The sequence below is a fragment of the Flavobacterium sp. genome (genome assembly GCF_052437795.1).
GTDB lineage: Bacteria > Bacteroidota > Bacteroidia > Flavobacteriales > Flavobacteriaceae > Flavobacterium.
In genome coordinates this window covers 498,870-518,029 of sequence record NZ_JBQVPA010000004.1, presented here as the reverse complement: position 1 = coordinate 518,029, position 19,160 = coordinate 498,870, and the positions used below count along the sequence as shown (strand labels likewise).

General features: G+C 46.6%; 17 protein-coding genes. 10 read left to right on the top strand and 7 right to left on the bottom strand.

The window, feature by feature from the left end; genetic code table 11:
* Window positions 1–4: 4 nt before the first annotated feature.
* Window positions 5–511: a GbsR/MarR family transcriptional regulator gene (locus ACT6R0_RS15240; protein ID WP_444653887.1), complete on the bottom strand. Its 507-nt coding sequence runs from the start codon at window positions 509–511 to the stop codon at window positions 5–7.
* A 159-nt stretch (window positions 512–670) separates the two neighbouring features.
* Here ACT6R0_RS15240 and ACT6R0_RS15235 point away from each other — a divergent pair, with 159 nt between their 5' ends.
* Window positions 671–2,089 carry a hypothetical protein gene (locus tag ACT6R0_RS15235; RefSeq protein WP_444653889.1) on the top strand — a complete coding sequence of 473 codons (1,419 nt, stop codon included), beginning with the start codon at window positions 671–673 and terminating at the stop codon, window positions 2,087–2,089.
* A gap of 13 nt (window positions 2,090–2,102) precedes the next feature.
* Window positions 2,103–3,968, top strand: a complete 1,866-nt coding sequence (locus tag ACT6R0_RS15230) for a hypothetical protein (RefSeq protein WP_444653890.1) — start codon at window positions 2,103–2,105, stop codon at window positions 3,966–3,968.
* 33 nt (window positions 3,969–4,001) lie between these two features.
* Here ACT6R0_RS15230 and ACT6R0_RS15225 read toward each other — a convergent pair whose 3' ends face one another.
* The 3 genes from ACT6R0_RS15225 to ACT6R0_RS15215 form a co-directional block, all read right to left on the bottom strand.
* Window positions 4,002–6,029, bottom strand: coding sequence for a M3 family metallopeptidase (locus tag ACT6R0_RS15225; RefSeq protein WP_444653891.1), 2,028 nt, complete (start codon window positions 6,027–6,029; stop codon window positions 4,002–4,004).
* Between the two features lie 73 nt (window positions 6,030–6,102).
* Window positions 6,103–6,591 (bottom strand): 5-(carboxyamino)imidazole ribonucleotide mutase, encoded by a 489-nt coding sequence (gene purE / locus ACT6R0_RS15220; RefSeq protein WP_444653892.1) that lies wholly within the window; start codon window positions 6,589–6,591, stop codon window positions 6,103–6,105.
* A gap of 24 nt (window positions 6,592–6,615) precedes the next feature.
* Window positions 6,616–7,767 carry a 5-(carboxyamino)imidazole ribonucleotide synthase gene (locus ACT6R0_RS15215; RefSeq protein ID WP_444653893.1) on the bottom strand — a complete coding sequence of 384 codons (1,152 nt, stop codon included), beginning with the start codon at window positions 7,765–7,767 and terminating at the stop codon, window positions 6,616–6,618.
* A 332-nt stretch (window positions 7,768–8,099) separates the two neighbouring features.
* On the opposite strand from ACT6R0_RS15215, the gene ACT6R0_RS15210 reads away from it, so the two are divergent.
* Together ACT6R0_RS15210 and ACT6R0_RS15205 are read left to right on the top strand one after the other, a co-directional pair.
* Window positions 8,100–9,563: a glycoside hydrolase family 130 protein gene (locus ACT6R0_RS15210; RefSeq protein ID WP_444653895.1), complete on the top strand. Its 1,464-nt coding sequence runs from the start codon at window positions 8,100–8,102 to the stop codon at window positions 9,561–9,563.
* A 167-nt stretch (window positions 9,564–9,730) separates the two neighbouring features.
* Window positions 9,731–10,990: an MFS transporter gene (locus tag ACT6R0_RS15205; protein WP_444653897.1), complete on the top strand. Its 1,260-nt coding sequence runs from the start codon at window positions 9,731–9,733 to the stop codon at window positions 10,988–10,990.
* A 119-nt stretch (window positions 10,991–11,109) separates the two neighbouring features.
* Here the strand turns inward: ACT6R0_RS15205 and ACT6R0_RS15200 are convergent, their stop codons facing one another.
* The 3 genes from ACT6R0_RS15200 to ACT6R0_RS15190 form a co-directional block, all read right to left on the bottom strand.
* Window positions 11,110–12,345: a cation:dicarboxylate symporter family transporter gene (locus tag ACT6R0_RS15200; protein WP_444653899.1), complete on the bottom strand. Its 1,236-nt coding sequence runs from the start codon at window positions 12,343–12,345 to the stop codon at window positions 11,110–11,112.
* 85 nt (window positions 12,346–12,430) lie between these two features.
* The gene (locus tag ACT6R0_RS15195) at window positions 12,431–13,339 is read right to left on the bottom strand and encodes a helix-turn-helix domain-containing protein (RefSeq protein ID WP_444653901.1); all 909 of its coding nucleotides are present in this window, start codon (window positions 13,337–13,339) and stop codon (window positions 12,431–12,433) included.
* A gap of 150 nt (window positions 13,340–13,489) precedes the next feature.
* The gene (locus tag ACT6R0_RS15190; RefSeq protein ID WP_444653902.1) at window positions 13,490–14,530 is read right to left on the bottom strand and encodes an NAD(P)-dependent alcohol dehydrogenase; all 1,041 of its coding nucleotides are present in this window, start codon (window positions 14,528–14,530) and stop codon (window positions 13,490–13,492) included.
* Between the two features lie 188 nt (window positions 14,531–14,718).
* Between ACT6R0_RS15190 and ACT6R0_RS15185 the strand changes: the two genes are divergently transcribed.
* The 6 genes from ACT6R0_RS15185 to ACT6R0_RS15160 all read left to right on the top strand — a co-directional run bounded on the left by ACT6R0_RS15185 (window position 14,719) and on the right by ACT6R0_RS15160 (window position 19,146).
* Window positions 14,719–15,117 (top strand): hypothetical protein, encoded by a 399-nt coding sequence (locus ACT6R0_RS15185; RefSeq protein WP_444653904.1) that lies wholly within the window; start codon window positions 14,719–14,721, stop codon window positions 15,115–15,117.
* Window positions 15,118–15,227: 110 nt separating this feature from the next.
* Complete coding sequence (locus ACT6R0_RS15180; protein ID WP_444653905.1) at window positions 15,228–15,857, top strand: ABC transporter ATP-binding protein; 630 nt, start codon at window positions 15,228–15,230, stop codon at window positions 15,855–15,857.
* The gene (locus ACT6R0_RS15175) at window positions 15,854–17,212 is read left to right on the top strand and encodes an FtsX-like permease family protein (RefSeq protein ID WP_444653906.1); all 1,359 of its coding nucleotides are present in this window, start codon (window positions 15,854–15,856) and stop codon (window positions 17,210–17,212) included. Before ACT6R0_RS15180 ends, ACT6R0_RS15175 begins: the two co-directional genes overlap by 4 nt.
* Window positions 17,205–17,693 carry a hypothetical protein gene (locus ACT6R0_RS15170; RefSeq protein ID WP_444653908.1) on the top strand — a complete coding sequence of 163 codons (489 nt, stop codon included), beginning with the start codon at window positions 17,205–17,207 and terminating at the stop codon, window positions 17,691–17,693. The genes ACT6R0_RS15175 and ACT6R0_RS15170 overlap by 8 nt, the downstream gene beginning before the upstream one ends.
* Complete coding sequence (locus ACT6R0_RS15165; protein WP_444653909.1) at window positions 17,693–18,382, top strand: YjjG family noncanonical pyrimidine nucleotidase; 690 nt, start codon at window positions 17,693–17,695, stop codon at window positions 18,380–18,382. Before ACT6R0_RS15170 ends, ACT6R0_RS15165 begins: the two co-directional genes overlap by 1 nt.
* A gap of 2 nt (window positions 18,383–18,384) precedes the next feature.
* On the top strand, window positions 18,385–19,146 hold the full coding sequence (locus tag ACT6R0_RS15160; protein WP_444653911.1) for a hypothetical protein: 762 nt from the start codon (window positions 18,385–18,387) through the stop codon (window positions 19,144–19,146).
* Window positions 19,147–19,160: the final 14 nt, after the last annotated feature.

The following is a 19,160-nucleotide window of genomic DNA, read 5'->3' as shown; positions in this document are numbered from 1 at the left end:
TTTTTTAACCCATGATCTTTACTACAAGCCGGGCAAGCCAGTTGTCTTTATATTCGGTAACTTTCTCCAGCATATTGTCTGCCTTTAGTACAAAGTCGTACAATTTTGCGGTCTGCTCTGTAAAATGCCTGGCCTCTGCCGAATCACTTTCTTTTACAGAGGTTGAAACATCCTTTAATACTTTCAGGGCAGGCTTGATCTCGCGGCGGCTGCGCTCCTGGGCAATTTTTACGGCAAGTTCGTCAAGGTCTTTTTCGGATGTGAAATACTCCTTGCGCTCCCCTTGCTTGAATTCCTTGTATACGATACCCCAGTCCATTAAGGCGCGCAGGTTCATGCTGGCATTGCCACGGGATATGTGAAGTTCCTCCATAACATCTTCCATAGAGAGTGGTTCGGGTGCAATAAGAAGCAGGGCGTGAATTTGCGCCATGGTCTTATTGATGCCCCACTGGGAGCCGAGTGCACCCCAGGTTTGTACGAACTTATTTTTTGCTTCCCTGAATTCCATAGTGTCAAAATTACAGATTATTTTTAAACTTTCAAAAATAAATGAAATATAATTTAGCAGGTATTTTTACCTATTAGGTATTTTCCTGAAAAACAGTAGGAAATACCTAAATGGGGCAACTTTTAAATTGTTAATTTTATCACAACCAAAACCGATCCTATGGCAGTTTCAGACAAATTAACAGCAGTTGCTACAATGCTTTTTATATTGAGCATGATAAGCGAAAGGGTAGTCACCTTTATTAAGCTTTGGTGTACGGAGGGGCGGACGTTCCTTTTCTTCGTTGTGCCAAAAGAAGTAGATACAAGTGCCAAAATGAATGATGCTGCGGCTGAGGCCAAACGGTCCCGAAGCATTTTGGCCATAAACCTTACCGTCGGGTTTTTTATTGCGCTATGTGCGAAAGCCAGCCTTTTTGATATGTTCTCTTTTACGCCGGATGAGGCAGGGGTTTGGAATCATCTGTTCAGCTGGGAAGATGAGAATATCTTTGCTGAGGGTGGATTTGAGCGGCTTGTATCGATATTGTTCGGCTGTGCGCTTACCGGCTCTTTCATAAGCCTTGGCTCCAAATTTTGGCATGACCTGCTCGACCTGCTGCTGGAGGCCAAAAACCTTAAGGCGAAGCTGGTAGACAAGCATACCTACGAATTCGAGAATACCAAACAGCTGGACGAATACATCAATGCCGATCATAATGAGCTGGCACGGATAGCCATCGAACAGAATAAGCAAAAAATCGCCGTGCTGCCCGGTGTAGAAAATTATTTTGTTGGCATCTCTTCCGATCCCTCTTTTCGCAGGCCGGTGATCATACTGCACTCATCACTTTCCTCGGGAGGTACATACCCGCCATCTTTTAAAGCTAAACTGCCCAGCGGGAAAGATTTTGAAGTTAAGGCAGAGGTGGTGTATGGGTTCACTATTCCAAGGGCCTACATCAACTCAGGCGATAGTGTGTGCAATATTGCAACAGCACAAACGTCCGGCACAATCTGCTGTACCGTGAGCCGGGGTGATAAAAAGTACCTGCTTACCTGCGCGCACGTCATGACCGGTGGCCTTTCTTCCGTAAGCGCTGCTGTTGACAAAGGTTGGTTCTCCAGCCCGCTGCCCGATGATGCAAGCAGCGCCGACATTGGTTATGGCAGTCTGGGCTCATGGGCCTATGGGGTTATTGATTCCGGATTCGATGTTGCCCTGATCGACAGCGAGCAGTACACAGACCCGGTACCCAATGCAACTTATCCACCACCCTTCAGGGAAGATATGAAGCATGAAGAGGTATTTGTAAATGGCAACCTCAATCAAAAGTACGGCTACATTATTGGCTTTACTAGCCACGAAATTCCTTTTCAGTATAACGGAGGCACCTTCAGGCATGCAAGGCTGATACAAATAGCGGCCAACAGGTCCAACGATCCTGTTTCGCTTACAGATCCGGGCGACTCGGGTGCACTGGTATACAGGACTAAGGATAAAGTAGCTATAGGTATGGTAATAGGCGGCAACGGGCAGTTTACCTATCTGATACCTATGAACACGATCTTGGACAACACGCAAACCAAATTAGTATAAAACGATCTACATTATGAAAAAACAGTACCTCATTACAGTATTATTCTTTGTGACAGCTTTTATGGCTTATTCGCAAACACCTGCTGAAGAACTTATGTTCAGCAGGAGCATCTTCAATGATGCTAAAGATATACAGACAACGCCGGCCGAAAGGGACAAGATACTGGCGAACTACTTTGACGGTAATGCCGAGATACAGGCATTTAATAAAAAATACGGATTTACACTGGCTGATTTTAGCGTTGACCCGAATGGGGATAAAGGCCGTATTAAAGGTATGCAGGATGCGACCATTGCAGGAGCACAGGCGGGAACGTTACCGGGTATCCTGAACCCTGCATTGGGAGTAGACGCTTTGGGCAGTGTTATCGCCGAACGTTTTAAACAGGAAATAAATATTGCCTTCCTTAAGAAATTCAAGGAAGCGTTGGAAAATGATGAATATCATTTAGGATCGTTATTTCCCGAAAGTAAAAAGGTTTTATTAAACAGCGATCCCTATAATTATCCTGTTTTCATGAATGCGCTCAAGCAGGCTTTCCGGGTAGATTCGCAAAACTTATTTATTACCCTGCCAATCGTATTAAAGCAGTATGAAGCAACGGCAGGTTATGAAGACCAGATAATGCTGTTGTTAAGATTGTCTAACAGTGCCATAGCAGAGGACATAGTCAGGGTCGTGAACGATATGGCTTATAATTATAATGGGAATGACAGTGTTTTGCAAAAGTCGCTTTACGGGCTTGCCTTGGTGTTTAATGCCGGAAATAAAAATGGCTCAGGCGTGGGTATGTTCATGGATAAAAAGGACCTGGCCTATTTTTCCGGCAGTACTAATTCTGTTTTTCAGGAACATTATTATGCTTTACTTTACAGGCAGAATGAAAAATATGTAGAAGGGCTGGGCATTAAAAAAGGTGATGCCGATAAAGTAAAGAAGCTTGTTACTGAGGCTGTCAGGGAATATCAGCTGATAGGGCAGTTGGCCAGCACCCTCGCCGCAAAGAATACGACAGGGAAACTTGAAGCAATTGATGTAATAAAAGCAGCAGGCGATGTGTCAGGCAGCCTCAAAAGGATCATTGCACTTTATAAGGCCAATATTGATACTACAGTTGATGCCGGAAATTTTGAAGTTGCGCTGGGGTATTTTGATTCGGTGGTAAAAATAGCAAGGAATATACAGCAGAAAGACTATGGGCTGGCACTAAACGAGCTCGTACAGATAATAGTAATATTCTTTCCGGCTGACAAAGACAGCGAGAAGTTCTCCCGCTTTAAAAAATATGCCGGGTTCATAGCCAATGCCCTCAGTGCGGACAGTAAAGATGACCTGATGGATGCCCTCGATACATCTGCCAATCCTGTGGGGAGCTACCGCATAAAAAGAAATTCAACCTTTAATATTTCCATAAACGCATATGCGGGAGGCTTTGCGGGGCTTGGCCCTGATGATGCCACGATATATGGCTTTACAGCTCCTGTTGGCATATATGCAGGCTGGGGGAACATTGGCAAAAATAGCGAGAACCCGCTCAAAGGTGTCGATGGTAAATCCTTTGGGCTCTTTCTTCCTTTAGTAGATGTGGGAGCGGTTACTGCCTTCAGGCTTCAGGATGACGAAACAGAAATGGCCGATGTATCGTGGGGGAATGTCTTTGCGCCCGGAGCCTACCTTACTTTTGGGTTTGGCAAGTGCCCCATATCCCTCAATCTTGGCGGACAGATGGGGCCGGAACTTACAAAAGTGAACAGTGACGGGACACCCGAATTTGTTGAAAAAGAATGGTACTGGCGCGCGGGCATCGTGGTAGACATATCACTATTCGACCTATATACGAAGCAGCGTGCTTATAAGACCGATAAAAAAGAAGATTAACAAAAAAGAGCTGTTTTGAACAGCTCTTTTTTGTTATACCAATCCTGCCCTTTTCAGCAACGCCTCCGGCTTCGGCTCCTGCCCGCGGAAACGTTTGTACAGCAGCATCGGGTGTTCCGTTCCGCCTTTGGATAATATGTTGTCTTTAAATTTAGTTGCGGTTTCCCTGTCAAAAATGCCTTTTTCGCGGAAGAGCTCAAACGCATCGGCATCCAGCACCTCTGCCCACTTATAGCTGTAGTACCCTGAAGAATAACCACCCTGGAAAATATGCGAAAAGGCCGTGCTCATGGCATTTTCCTTTACATCAGGATAAAGTTTTGTCGCGGCGAATTGTTCCGTTTCAAAAGCCTTCAGGTCGGTAATGCCGCTTGGGTCCGCGCTGTGCCATCCCATATCCAGCAGCCCGAAACTCAATTGGCGCATTGTAGCTATTCCTTCCTGGAAGCTGGCACTCTCCTTTATCTTTTCAATGTATTCCATCGGGATCACCTCACCTGTTTGGTAGTGGTGTGCGAACAATGCGAGTGCTTCCGGCTCATAACACCAGTTCTCCATTACCTGGCTCGGCAGCTCCACAAAATCCCAGTATACGCTTGTGCCTGAAAGGCTGGGATATACAGTATCGGCAAGCATACCGTGCAAGGCGTGCCCAAACTCGTGGAACAATGTGGTCACTTCGTTAAATGTAAGCAGCGACGGCTTGGTCTCAGTCGGCTTTGTGAAGTTGCACACGATGGATACGTGTGGCCTTTCGTTAATGCTGTCTTTTACATACTGCGACTTGAACGAGGTCATCCACGCACCATTACGCTTCCCTTTACGAGGGAAGAAGTCGGCGTAGAAAATCGCGACAAGTTTGCCGGCCTCGTCATTCACTTCGTATGTGGTAACATCTTTATGGTATTTGTCAATGTCCTTAACTTCCTCGAACTTCAGCCCGTATAGTTTTCCTGCAATGGTAAAAGCGCCGTTAAGCACATTCTCCAGCTTAAAATAGGGCTTCAGCTTTTCATCATCAAGGTTGAACAGTTTTTGCTTCAGCTTTTCCGAATAGTAGGCACCGTCCCATTTTTCCAATTGGTCAAGGCCATCGATTTCTTTTGCGAAGGCGGTCAGTTCTGCAAACTCCCTTTCGGCTGCTGGTTTGGCCTTCGCCAAAAGGTCATTTAGGAACGATCTTACTTTTTCAGGGCTTTCGGCCATGCGCTCCTCCAGTACAAAATGGCCATGCGACTTGTAGCCCAGCAGATTGGCACGCTCGTGGCGCAGCCTGGCTATTTTTAATACAATTTCTTCGTTGTTGAACTCATTGTCCTGAAAGCCTTTTGCTCCAAAAGCAATGGCAAGTTCCTTACGCAGTTCGCGATCGTCGGCATAGGACATGAACGGAACGTGGCTTGGATGGTCCAATGTAAACACCCATCCCTCCTTTTCGAGGCTCATGGCCAACTCGCGTGCCGCTTCTATGGTTCCTTCAGGAAGTCCCGAAAGGTCTTTCTCATCGGTAATATGTAGTTGGTAGGTATTGGTTTCCGCCAGTACGTTCTCACCGAATTCAAGGCTCAGTTTCGATGCCTCTTTGTCGATCTCCCTCAGCCTTGCTTTTTTATCTTCCGGCAGGTTGGCGCCATTGCGCGAAAAGCCTTTGTATTTTTTTTCGAGGAGGGTTAGCTGCTCCGATGTCAGGATTAGAGTATCCCTTTTATCGTAAACGGCTTTCACCCTTTCAAACAGGTCTTTGTTCAGTCGCACGTCATTACCGAATTCCGAGAGGAGTGGGGATACCTCCATAGCGATCCTCTGTATCTCATCATTCGTTTCCGCCGAATGCAGGTTAAAAAATATAGAGGAAGTACGCTCCAGTACCTCGCCACCAAAAGACATGGCTTCAATGGTGTTCTCAAACGTTGGCTCTTGCGGATTCGCAACAATTTCGTCGATCTCTTTGCGCGCCACTTCAATACCTTCCAAAAAAGCAGGCATGAAATCTTCTGTTCTTATTCCGCTGAATGGCGCAGTATCGTGCTTTGTTGTAAATTTTTGTGTGAGTAGGTTCATGGTATATTTGGCCGTACTATTTACGGATGTCTTTTTTTATTGATAATTTCGTATTTCAGCACCGTTACAAAAACTATTCCTTATTCCTCAATCCCTCCGAAGCCTTATTCACCGCTTCCTTCAGACTCAGCTTGTATGCAATTATTTTTGCAAGTACCAGCTTGTCATGGCTGCCTATTATCTGTGCGGCCAATATCCCCGCATTCTTGGCGCCATTTAGCGCTACCGTAGCTACAGGCACGCCGCCCGGCATTTGCAGTATGGAGAGCACACTATCCCAACCGTCAATAGAGTTACTGCTTTTTACAGGCACTCCTATTACCGGCAGCGGACTCATAGAGGCCACCATGCCCGGCAAATGCGCCGCGCCACCGGCACCGGCAATGATCACCGATATGCCCTTGGTATGTGCATCCTTGCTGAACTCAAACAATTTCTCGGGTGTGCGGTGCGCCGATACAATGTCCACTTCCGTCCCGATTCCGAACTCTTTTAATATATCTATGGCATCCTGCATTACCGGCATGTCCGATATGCTGCCCATTATCACTGCTACTTTCATTTCTTATAGTTGTTGGTTTTCAGATCAGGCGATCACGCGTATCGTATTTTTCACTTCCTCCGCTATCTTCCTTGCCACTTCCACATCTTTATTCACTATCGTCACATGCCCCATTTTACGGAAAGGCCTTGTCTGCTTCTTGCCATAAATATGTGGGGTCACGCCATCAAGTTCCATTATTTTTTCGATGTTCTCATACACCACATTTCCGCTGTAGCCTTCCTCACCCACAAGGTTCACCATGATGCCGGCCGCCTTGCTATCAGTATTGCCCAATGGCAGGTCGAGTATCGCCCTGAGGTGCTGTTCGAATTGCGACGTATAGCTTGCCTCAATAGAATAATGTCCGCTGTTGTGCGGCCTTGGTGCCACCTCGTTCACCAATATCTCATCATCTATCGTTTGGAACATCTCCACCGCCAGCAATCCGACATGGTCAAATTGCTGTGACACTTTCAGCGCCACCGCCCTTGCTTTTTCTGATACCACATGGTCGATCCGGGCAGGGCATATCACATACTCGACCTGGTTGGCCTCGGGGTGAAATTCCATTTCCACGACAGGGTACGTTTTTATATCTCCCGATGGGTTGCGCGCCACGATCACGGCCAATTCATTTTTGAAAGGCACCATGGCCTCGGCAATGCATTGTACGTCCGGCAGGCTTTCCAGCGTTTCCGCGTTGCGTACTACCTTGACGCCCATACCGTCATACCCCCCCTCGGTGCTTTTCCAAACAAAAGGCATGAGGACTTTTTTGTCTTTCACCGCAAGGCGCAATTCGGTAAGCGTTTCAAACCTGCGATGATCGGCAGTGGGGATCTTATGCTGTGCGTAAAAGTCTTTTTGTATCCCTTTGTTTTGGATGAGGTTCAGCGTTTTTGGTGAAGGATATACCTTTACGCCTTCGGCTTCAAGCTTTTCAAGAGCAGTAATATTTACGTGCTCGATCTCAAAAGTAAGTACATCTACCTGTTTCCCGAAGTTGTATACGGTGTCATGATTCATCAGGTCACCTTTAAAGAATTGGTTACACCCAATTTTGCATGGCGCCTCATCGCTCGGGTCGAGCACATAGGTCTGTATGTCAAATTTCCGGGTCTCGGTAAGCAGCATCTTGCCAAGCTGGCCGCCACCCAGTATGCCCAGTTTAAAGTCAGAAGAAAAATAGTTCATTTGTAGTGTGTTGTTTCTACGCCAAAGATACTTATTTATTGGTTTTGTAAAAAGCATGAATTTCAGGTACTAAAGTTAAGGTCAGTTTAGTATGATCGACGAATAGCAGTTGTGAAAATGCCGGTTTACCATAAACTAAAAGTGATTACCCGCATAAAGATATTATGGTAATATTATCCATACTCCCAAACAATTCCGCCAGTTTGATAATCTAAATTTTACCTGTAGTATTTTTACCATAATTTTAGCATTTGCGCTTTCTGCCCTGTTTCAAATTATGCGTATTTTAGAGGTTCACTAATCCGCACCAGGCGGATGCAAAAGACTTACATATGAGATTGACCGTAGAAAGAAAGCCGGCAAAGGTGCTGCCCGATACCAGGCGTGTAATAGCACGCTTTTTTTTTAATGGCGAAGAAAGAGCAGTTGAGCTGATCAAAAAGATACTGGCACTCGATAAAGAACAGGTTGCAGGACTTGTATTGCCGCTGCTGCAGGATTTTTCCAAAAGGCATCGCAGCATTACCCGCAAGCTTTTCCGTCACTGTGAACGTGTAAAGATATATATCAACAAAGCTGGTGGCAACTACGAGAGGCTTGACGACTATACGCGGCTACTTATAGGGTCCTACTTTACGCATGAATATTCCATCGAGTCGGCGGCATTCTTTAATCCGTCTATCGTGCCTGATCCCGACCAGCATAACCTGGAAGAAGGCCAGTTGCGTGTCATCATCAGTTTCCGTGCGGTGGGCGAGGGTCATGTGTCGTCTGTAGTGTTCCGCCGTGCGCTAATTGACCGCAATAATGATATAACTGTGATCCCTGCCGGGAATTACATAGATGAGGCCGAAAAGATCCACAACATCATTTACCAAAAACGCCTGTTCCTGAAAAAAGCGCAGGAAGCCGATATCAATGAAGAATTCCTCGGGATGGTTACCGAAAAGCTCGAGGACCGCTTTGATTATGAAGAATTGAAAAAACTGGTCATTGAGGCGAGGCAAAAAACCGATGACCCTGCCACCCTGAAACAATACAATCTTTTGCTGGCATTGTCTGACAGCTACCGCCGCATTACTTTTTCTAAAGATACCGATATCAGTGACCGTGTTATCTTCCCGATATCCGATTTCGAATCAAAAGGTATCGAGGATGCACGCTTCGTGAAATTTACCGATGATAATGGCAAGACGGTGTATTATGCTACGTATACAGCCTATGATGGCGTACATATCATGCCCAAGCTGCTAAAGACCACCGATTTTTATGAATTCAAAACGAGTCCGCTGCACGGGGCAGGGGCCAAGAATAAAAACCTGGCACTGTTCCCCCGCAAGATAAACGGCAAGTATGCCATGCTTTCGCGTATAGATGGCTGGAACAATTACCTCATGTATTCCGATAATATTAATGAATGGGAGGATCCTATTAAAATACAGGAGCCAGAGTATCATTTCGAATTTGTACAGATAGGCAACTGCGGCTCGCCTATAGAGACTGAATATGGCTGGCTTATTATAACTCACGCAGTAGGGCCAATGCGACGCTATACCATCGGTGCGTCGCTGCTGGACATACATGACCCATCCATCGAGATCGGCAGGCTTCGGGATCCGCTCATAGTACCTAACCCCGACGAGCGCGAAGGGTATGTGCCCAATGTAGTGTATTCCTGCGGCTCGGTGATCCACAACGGCGAACTCATCCTGCCCTACGGCCTCTCCGACCACAGTTCAGGTTTTGCCACCGTAAATATTAAGACATTGCTGGACAGGCTGCGTAGTGGAGGATGATCTTAGTTGACAGTCACAGTTTTTAGCTGATATAGATCTTCATAACCTCATAATGCTTTTCCGGCACGAGTGCAGCTGCCCCTTTCCATTGGAGAGGGGTTGGGGGTAAGGTTAAAAAAGATCTGGGGTCAGGCCAAAAAAACTAACTTTGCACAAAACTTTCTCCCTTGAAAAATGGCTTTTGGGCAAAGAACCCATCCCTCTCCATAAAAGAATTCCGGTACTTCCTCAGCATACGGTTCGGGCTCATCTTTAGCCTGAATATGCAGTCTACCATTGTTTTTTACTGGATATACAACATTACGAACGATAAGCTCGCACTCGGCCTTGTAGGCCTGGCCGAAGTGATACCCGCCATCTGCTGCTCGTTCTTTGCAGGGCATCTTGTCGACCTCAGCGAAAAGCGCAAAATGGTGCTCTTTTGCATTGCATCCTATATTGTCATTGGGTGTAGCCTCTTCACGCTCACTACACCTTTTGCTTTTGACAGACTTGGAGTAGAGTCTACACAATACCTCATCTACGCGTTCGTTTTTCTTGGCGGGATAACCCGTGCGTTCATGGGGCCGTCGGTATTCTCGCTGTTCGGGTTGGTCATGCCACGTGAGCATTTTCCCAATGCTACAAGCTGGAGCAGCATGGCCTGGCAAACGGGTGCTATGTTAGGCCCATTGGCTGCGGGAGTTGCCATCGCTGTCAACAGCATTACCATGGGAATGTTTGCTGTTGTCTTATTGCAGGTGCTGTTGCTCTTTCCAATACTTACCATAAAGCGTAAGCCTATCCTCAAAAAAGAGAAGGAACCAATACTGCAAAGCCTTACTCAGGGTATCCGCTTTGTAATGAAAACCCCGGCATTGCTTGGCGCGCAGCTGCTCGATATGTTTTCGGTGCTGTTTGGCGGGGCAGTGGCGCTGCTGCCGGTTTATCAAAAGGAAATATTGCATGTAGATGAAGTGGGCTTTGGTTTGTTGCGTTCGGCACCTGGTGTTGGGGCACTGGTTACGCTTGTCCTGCTGGCCTTCCTGCCGCTCAAAACCTATCCGGGAAGAAAGCTTTTCATTGCCGTAACCGGTTTTGCGCTTTGCATCATTGGGTTCGGCCTCTCGACCAACTTCCTGCTTTCATTCTTCCTGCTGCTCTTTTCGGGGATGTTCGATGCCGTGAGCGTGGTCGTCCGCAGTACCATATTACAACTCGTTACACCCGACCATATGCGGGGGCGCGTGGCCTCGGTCAATACCATATTTGTCAGTTCCAGTAACGAGTTGGGTGACTTCGAGAGCGGGGTCATGGCGCACTGGCTCGGTACAGTACGTGCTGTGGTCGTTGGCGGCTGCCTCACATTGGGAGTAGTAGCGGTAACCTTCTTCGGTGCGCCTAAACTGCGGAATTTTAACTATGATGATGAGGGTAAAAAGGAATAATTGAGTTTTTTGGGCGTGCCGCTCCACTGCGTTATGCGTCGGGCTATCGGCTTTATCCCTCCGCAAGCTACGGGGATACCGCCTCCATCCCTCACGCGAACTTCACTCGGGGGCAATGCTTATTCAGTTCTCGGGTTATCCACATCCACAAACTCACCTTCTGATCTGGAAATTACTATTGTAGCCACGCCATTGCCTATAAAGTTGGTAATGGCACGTGCCTCGCTCATAAATTTGTCTACACCCAGTAGGAACGCCAGTCCTTCTACAGGGATTTTATTAATTGCAGTAAGCGTTGATGCCAGCACAATGAATCCGCTTCCGGTAACACCGGCCGCACCTTTGGAGGTTATCATCAGCAGGCCAATGATGGTAGCTATTTCGCCAAGGGTCAGGTGTACATCATATAGCTGCGCCAAAAATATTACCGCCATCGACAGGTATATCGATGTGCCGTCGAGATTGAACGAATAGCCAGTTGGCACCACCAACCCTACAACAGGTTTGCTGCACCCCATTTTTTCGAGCTTTTCCATCAGGTTGGGCAGTGCGCTTTCTGATGATGAGGTGCCTAGCACAATGAGTAGTTCGGCCTTGATATATTTAATGAATTCAAGTATACTTTGCTTGTAATACCGCATGATGCCGCCCAGGATCACAAAAATGAACAGCCCCATGGTAATGTATACCGTCAGCATAAGTTTACCCAGGGGTATCAGCGTGTGCAGCCCAAACTTGCCCACCGTAAAAGCCATGCCGCCAAAAGCCCCCACAGGTGCGAGGTACATAACCCATTTCAGCGCCATGAAAACGTACTTGGAACAGGTGTATAAAATACTTATGGCCTGCTCCCTCTTACGGTAATAATTGAGCGCAATACCCGCTACTATGGCTATTACGAGCACCTGTAGTGTTATATTATCAAGAAAGAACTGCAGCCAGCTAAAATCTTCCGGACCTTTAGTGTATTTGGAGGCATCCTGCATGTTCAATCCGGCCTTGTCTATTTTGCCGGGCTCTATAAAGTAGGCTACGGTAACGCCGATCGCCAATGCAAAAGTGGTAACGATCTCAAAGTATATAAGCGACTTCAGGCCGATGCGCCCCACTTTTTTTATGTCACCCATACCCGCAATGCCCAACACGATCGTCAGGAAAATAATAGGCGCGATGAATATTTTAATGATCTCGACAAACGATTTGCCAACGACCTCCATCTTTACGGCGGTTGCCGGTGCGTAATGCCCCAGCAGGATGCCTGCAACAATTGCTATGAGTACCCAAAATGTAAGGTTGGTTACTATGCTGAATACCAGGCTTTGCCTGGGTTGGTAAATTTCGGGATATCCTTTCATTAACCGAAGATAGGATATTTAGCGTTAAGACATAATTTCCCCTCAGTAAAAAACCAAAGGCATTTCAACATCTGAAAATAGTCCGCTAATTAAATTGTTTCCTGTATTCTAAAGGTGACACATTCGTTTTGCTTTTAAACAGCTTGTTGAACGACTGCGGGTATTCAAATCCCAATTGATAGGCGATCTCGCTAACCGATAGCGGGGTAGTGGTAAGTATCTCCTTGGCCTTGTCAATAAGCTTGTTATGGATGTGCTGCTGCGCGCTTTGCCCGGTGTAGGTTCGCAGCATGTCGCTAAGGTAGCCCGGCGATACGTTGAGCTTTTCGGCAATGTCGCGAACGGTAGGCAGCTTGTTCCCTGTGTTTTCAAAATGGCTGTCAAATACCTGTTCCAGTTTTATAAGCAGGTCGTTGTGGGCAGCCTTACGGGTCATGAATTGCCGTGCATAGAACCTGTTCGAATAGTTCAGCAGCAATTCAATATATGAAAGGATGAGGTCCTGGCTAAAGCTGTCGATGGCAGAATGGTATTCCTGGGCGATGTTGGTCATAATGCCTTCAATCGTTGTTTCTTCCTTCTGTGAAAGATACAACGCCTCGTTTACAGCATACGAAAAGAAAGCCTCATTTTTCATGGTCTTAGCCAATGTAGAATTTTGTATGAACTCAGGATGGATCAACAGCATTTGGCCACCGCGTGGATTTTCGCCTGGACCACTTTGGTAACACAATTGCCCAGGCGCGATGAAAGACATCATCCCCTCGTCAAAATCGTAGTAGCCCTGCCCGTACCTGATCTTGCCTAAAAACTCTTTTTTAATGGCGATGATGTACATATTAATGACCATTCCCCGGCCCCAGTCGGTCGTTTCCGGCTCCAGGTCCTTAAAGCTGATCATGCTGATGAGCGGGTGTTCCGGCCCCGGCAGGTTGAGGTAGCGGTGCATTTCCGAAACGGAATTGATGTGTATAGGCGGCTGGGTCGTCTTCATGTTTGGAAAAAATAGTACTGTAAAGATAGCTTATCTTTTTATTACAGTGCCTGTCCTCATCAAAGACGAGCGTACCGAATAGGTAGCTCTTTCCGGAATTTTTGAATGAGTTAGTGAAGCCCTTGTTTTCGGATAGTGCAGAGGGCAGGCCTATAATGTGGACATGTCGATCACAAACCTGTACCGCACATCGCCTTTCAGCATACGCTCAAAAGCGGCATTAATATCTTTTATGTCGATAAGCTCAATATCGGAAACAATGTTATGCTCCGCGCAAAGATCCAGCATTTCCTGTGTTTCGGGCATTCCGCCTGCGCCCGATCCGGCTACGGTCTTGTTGCCTGATGCCAGTGTAAAGGCAGAAACGTCCAGTGGCTTTGCAGGCATTCCCACATTTATATAAGTGCCATTGGTCCTCAGCATTGCCAGATACGGCGCAATATCGTGGTCGGCGGCAACGGTGTCAAGTATAAAATCGAAGCTGCCGGTCACAGTAGAAGCTTCTTCAGGATCGCGGGTCACGACGAAATTGTGCGCGCCCAATGCCTTTGCATCCTCACGCTTGGATTCGGAAGTGCTTAGTACCGTTACTTCTGCACCGAACGCCAACCCGAACTTCACACCTAAATGCCCTAATCCGCCCAATCCCACAATGGCAAGCTTGTGCCCTTTACCCACTTTCCATTTCCGTAATGGCGAATAAGTTGTAATGCCCGCACACAGCAGCGGTGCCACTGCTGCCAGGTCCAGCTTTTCAGAAATAAGGTGTACATAGAGCTCATGGACTACGATGGTGTTGCTGTATCCGCCATAGGCAGGTTGCCCTTCGCGATCAAGATTATTGTAGGTTAGTACCCCACCATCCTGGCAAAACTGTTCCTGCCCATTATCACAATTCTCGCAATGGCGGCACGAGTCTACCATAACGCCCACGCCCGCAGCATCACCGATACTAAACTTATTTACATGGGTTCCCACCGCAATAACGCGTCCGGTGATCTCGTGGCCCGGTACCATGGGGAATAGGCCGGGGAACCATTCATCTTTGATAAGGTGGTAGTCGGTATGGCAAACCCCACAATATAATATTTCTATCTGCACATCGTGCGCGCCCACATTGCGGCGTTCAAATGTCCATGGTGCGAGGTTGCTTTCGGCATTTTGCGCGGCATATCCTTTAGCTGGTATCATAAATTATTCTGATTTTTGTTTGATGTAACAAAGATAGGTGACCGCCTTGTTCTCATTTGTATCCAAAATGCCCGAAGGCGTATCCAGATCACTTATCATGCTTTTAAGGATTATTTATATTAGCGGGGTGTTAATCTGTTGTGTGTTTGAATATTTACGTAGTAACTTTGTTATAAAATTGCACTGCTATGCATAATTACACAATGACCTTTATATATGACGGCGATTTCGACCTGCCGGACGCCCCTGAAATACGGGACAGCGAACTTCCGCGCATGGTTTTAGAGAAAATGGAGCTTGGTCATTTCCAGTTGGTTGATTTTAACCTCTCTGAGAATTACGATCGTAACATTATCGATACCTACATAAAAGACCCGTCCCTCCACCGCTCGGTGCTTGAGATACGACTTGACATGAGCCGCACCGACATGAAGTCGCGTGACGGTATATATTCCCGATGCCTGCAGGCCATGCGCGACAGGGACTTGACCCTGAGCCGTGCCCAGGAGAACGACGACCCGGAACAGGGATTGCTGCAAAGCCTTATCGTTTTTGAGAAGAAGGACAGCTATAGCGCAACGGCCTGATGCCAATCTTTTTTTTATAACCTACGGTAAAAATGCATCGCTGCATTAACATTCACGTCTTTTGAATTTGCCTTTATATTCCCTAACTTGCAGGACATATAACCATTGGCATGATCAGCACAAAGAACATTCGCTTTTCCTATGGGAAAGGTACCGACTTCAGTTTTCCCGATATCGCTACCTCTCGGGGCGAAAGCCTCCTGATAACGGGCGGCTCGGGCAAGGGTAAAACCACACTCCTTCATCTCCTTGGCGGTTTGCAAAGGCCGCAGCAAGGCGAGATAATCATAGAAGACACCAATATTGCTTCACTTTCAGAAAAGAAGCTCGACCACTTCCGCGGAAAGAACATCGGCTTGGTGCTGCAACAGAATTATTTTGTGGCATCGCTAAACGTGCTTGAAAATGTGGTGCTGGCTTCATGGCTGGCGACCGGCAAACAGGCCACCGAAAAGGCTAAAGAACTTTTGGTACGATTAGGACTGTCTGAGCATCTGCACAAACTGCCGTCACAGCTCAGTATCGGGCAGCAGCAAAGGGTGTCTGTCGCACGTGCGCTCATCAATGAGCCTAAGCTGCTTTTGGCCGACGAGCCTACCTCCAGCCTGGATGATGAAAATGCCTTCAAGGTAGCCGATATGCTCGATTCGCTTGCTAAGCAATACGGCACAGCACTGGTCATAGTAACACATGACCAACGACTCAAAGACCGTTTCCGTAACCAAATAGCCCTGTCATGATCACTAAAATAGCCTGGAAAAACATTTGGTTCAAGCCGCTCAACACTGCATTAAGCATAATATTGCTTACAGCCAGCGTTGCCATAATTACGCTTTTGATACTGCTCGAGGAACAGTTCGAAAAGAAATTCAATGACAATATCGATGGTATCGACCTTGTACTGGGAGCACAGGGCAGCCCGTTGCAGCTCATACTCTCGTCAGTATACCAGGTCGATGCGCCAACTGGCAACATCGATTACACCGAAGCCAAAAAATGGATGAAGCACCGCTTTGTGGAAACAGCTATCCCACTGGCATTCGGGGATAATTACAAAGGCTACCGCATTGTTGGTACGACACCCGATTACCTGAAAAAGTACGGTGCCGAAGTGAAGAACGGAAAAGTGTTCGCGAAAAATTTTGAGGTAGTAGTCGGGAGTGAGATAGCGCAAAAGCTTGGTATAAAGGTTGGGGACAAATTCTTCGGGTCCCACGGCGACGCTGAAGAGGGCGAGGTCCATGACCACCAGTCGTACATAGTTGCAGGCATCGCTTCGCCAACAGGCAAAGTGGTCGATAATCTTATTCTTTGCAACATACAGAGCGTATGGGCCATGCACGACCACGGCCATGAAGAAGGTGAGGAGGCTCACGATCACGACCATGATGCAGCAGGCGAAACCCACGACCATGATGAACACGGCCATGCTGCCGAAGAAGGCACAGAACACCAGCATGAGGATGGTCATGACCATGATCACGCCACCGAGGTACATGATCATGGTCATGGCCATGCACATGAAGATGTGAAGATAACCGAAGAAGGTAAGGAGATTACCGCGGTATTGATAAAATTCCGTAGTAAGATGGGTATCGTTACCTGGCCCAGGCTCATCGCGCAAAATACCAAAATGCAGGCGGCATCACCGGCTATCGAGATCAACAGGCTGTTCACGCTATTTGGTATCGGTTTGGACGCGCTGCAGTATTTGGCTTACGGCATTATGCTCATCAGCGGTATCAGTATATTCATTGCGCTTTTTAATACACTGAAAGAAAGGAAATACGAATTTGCCCTGCTTCGCGTTAATGGTGCCAGCCGTCTGCAATTGCTGTCGCTGGTGCTGGTAGAAAGCCTTCTTTTATGTGTTACAGGGTTCATCTTTGGAACGATTGTTGGAAGGGTTGCATTAAGCCTTATATCCGGCTCGTCTGAAACTGAATTCAAAATGTCCTTCGATCCCCTTGAGTTTGTGTGGGAAAAGGAGGGATATTTGTTCCTGCTCACTATCTTTGTAGGCATTTTGGCGGCGGTCATACCGGCTGTAAAAGCATACGGATTAAATATTTCAAAAACACTTGCAAATGCGTAAGACATTTTTCATCTCTGCGTTGCTACTTTCCGGATTTTTCCTGGCATCGGTAGGCTCGCCTTCTAAAATAACTTCGGAAAGGTCCGTTACTACAACTGTTGTTTCCGATACACTGACCTGGAAGTTGCTGGGCCAGATAAAATATATCAAAAAGCCAAGCGCGGATTATCCTGAAGGTGTAATGTTCCCTGTGGTGAACACAACACTTAAGACTAAGAATAAGAAGCAGATAACAATGAGTGGATTCATTATCCCTATTGATAATAAAAACTATGCACTCAGCAAGAACGTGTTCGCGTCGTGCTTCTTCTGCGGGCAGGCAGGGCCGGAAACCATAATGGGCATCAAGTTCAAGAACCCTAACATGAAGCTGAAGACCGACCAGTATGTAACGCTTACCGGTACTTTTCGCTACAATGATTCGGATGTAGATGACTGGATCTACCACGTAGAAAATGCTGTTATTACTAAAGGCAATTAATGAGGATAACCAATAAAAAAGCTGTCTTTTTCGATCTGGACCATACTTTGTGGGACTTCGAGAAAAACTCGGCCATAACATTCCGTACCATTTTTGAAAAGCATGGCATGGACATGGACCATGAACGGTTCATAGAGTTGTATGTGCCGATCAACGAAAACTACTGGAAGCTTTTCCGAGACGGGATGATCTCGCAGGAGGAACTGCGCTACGGAAGGCTTAGAGAGGCTTTCCGGCAGATAGGGTATGAGGTGGCTGATGACTTGCTTCACATACTTGCCGCCGAATACATTAAGCACCTGCCTGAGAGCAATCACCTTTTCGAAGGTGCCATTGAGATACTCGACTACCTGAAGCCGAAATATAGTCTGCATATCATTACCAATGGCTTTCATGAAGTTCAGGCCGGGAAGATGAAAAATTCCAACCTGGACAGGTATTTCGAGACCGTTACCAACAGCGACATGGCGGGTTGCAAAAAGCCACATGCCGGCATATTCGAGTTTGCACTGAAGGCCGCCAATGCCGAGAAAAGCCACAGTATCATGATCGGCGATTGCATAGAGGCCGATGTGCAGGGCGCGCTGGATTGCGGCATTGATGCCATATATTTTAACGAATTCAGGAAGGAAGCCCATCCTTCTGTAACCCAGGTACACCACCTGCTGGAACTCAAGAACCTGCTTTAATTATGAAAAAGACACTTTTAGCTTTTACCCTGATGTTTGCCGTAGGCGCTTTTGCTCAGGAAAAGACGATAAACGATCACAAGTATCTTATCGTGCCCCGTAAATTTGAATTCTTAAGGGAGCCTAACAAATACAATATGAACGAACTTACCAAAATGGTTTTCGAAAAATATGGGTTTACCGTATTTTATGACGATCAAAAGCTGCCGGATGAACTCGCCCTTGACCGTTGCAAGGCATTATACGGCGATTTGTTGAATGATTCAGGAATGCTGGCGACAAATGTTTATATCCAGATCAAAGATTGTAACGGCAAGGTGTTATATAAGTCTGAAAGGGGAAATAGTAAAACCAAAGACTATAAAAAGGCATATACCGAAGCATTGAGGGAAGCTTCACATTCATTAGTGTCCTTGAATTACCAATATTCGGGCGGCAATGATATAGTTTTAAAGGCCAATGAACTAAAAAGTACGCCAAAACAGGAGCAGGTAACTACACCGGTCGTTTCGGTCCAGGCCCCAGAGACGCTTTCAGTCATAAACGGGAACCAACTTTTCGCACAGCCTATAACAAATGGTTACCAACTGGTGGATATGACCCCTAAAGTGGTGCTGAAAATGTATAAGACTTCGCAGCCGGACAACTATACCGCTCAGGGTGATGGTAAAAATGGCGTTGTATTCAAAAAAGGTAATGAATGGTTTTTTGAATATTACAAAGATGACAAACTGGTGTCGGAAAAACTCAATATCAAATTTTAAAGTCTAAAGTCATC

Bases quoted from the DNA above. Each gene is read 5' to 3' on its own strand.
- ACT6R0_RS15165 (WP_444653909.1), top strand. From the start codon at position 17,693: ATGAGGATAACCAATAAAAAAGCTGTCTTTTTCGATCTGGACCATACT.
- ACT6R0_RS15230 (WP_444653890.1), top strand. From the start codon at position 2,103: ATGAAAAAACAGTACCTCATTACAGTATTATTCTTTGTGACAGCTTTT.
- ACT6R0_RS15180 (WP_444653905.1), top strand. From the start codon at position 15,228: ATGATCAGCACAAAGAACATTCGCTTTTCCTATGGGAAAGGTACCGAC.
- ACT6R0_RS15175 (WP_444653906.1), top strand. From the start codon at position 15,854: ATGATCACTAAAATAGCCTGGAAAAACATTTGGTTCAAGCCGCTCAAC.
- ACT6R0_RS15195 (WP_444653901.1), bottom strand. From the start codon at position 13,339: ATGAAGACGACCCAGCCGCCTATACACATCAATTCCGTTTCGGAAATG.
- ACT6R0_RS15225 (WP_444653891.1), bottom strand. From the start codon at position 6,029: ATGAACCTACTCACACAAAAATTTACAACAAAGCACGATACTGCGCCA.
- ACT6R0_RS15210 (WP_444653895.1), top strand. From the start codon at position 8,100: ATGAGATTGACCGTAGAAAGAAAGCCGGCAAAGGTGCTGCCCGATACC.
- ACT6R0_RS15170 (WP_444653908.1), top strand. From the start codon at position 17,205: ATGCGTAAGACATTTTTCATCTCTGCGTTGCTACTTTCCGGATTTTTC.
- ACT6R0_RS15240 (WP_444653887.1), bottom strand. From the start codon at position 511: ATGGAATTCAGGGAAGCAAAAAATAAGTTCGTACAAACCTGGGGTGCA.
- ACT6R0_RS15160 (WP_444653911.1), top strand. From the start codon at position 18,385: ATGAAAAAGACACTTTTAGCTTTTACCCTGATGTTTGCCGTAGGCGCT.
- ACT6R0_RS15190 (WP_444653902.1), bottom strand. From the start codon at position 14,530: ATGATACCAGCTAAAGGATATGCCGCGCAAAATGCCGAAAGCAACCTC.
- ACT6R0_RS15215 (WP_444653893.1), bottom strand. From the start codon at position 7,767: ATGAACTATTTTTCTTCTGACTTTAAACTGGGCATACTGGGTGGCGGC.
- ACT6R0_RS15235 (WP_444653889.1), top strand. From the start codon at position 671: ATGGCAGTTTCAGACAAATTAACAGCAGTTGCTACAATGCTTTTTATA.
- ACT6R0_RS15185 (WP_444653904.1), top strand. From the start codon at position 14,719: ATGCATAATTACACAATGACCTTTATATATGACGGCGATTTCGACCTG.
- purE (WP_444653892.1), bottom strand. From the start codon at position 6,591: ATGAAAGTAGCAGTGATAATGGGCAGCATATCGGACATGCCGGTAATG.
- ACT6R0_RS15200 (WP_444653899.1), bottom strand. From the start codon at position 12,345: ATGAAAGGATATCCCGAAATTTACCAACCCAGGCAAAGCCTGGTATTC.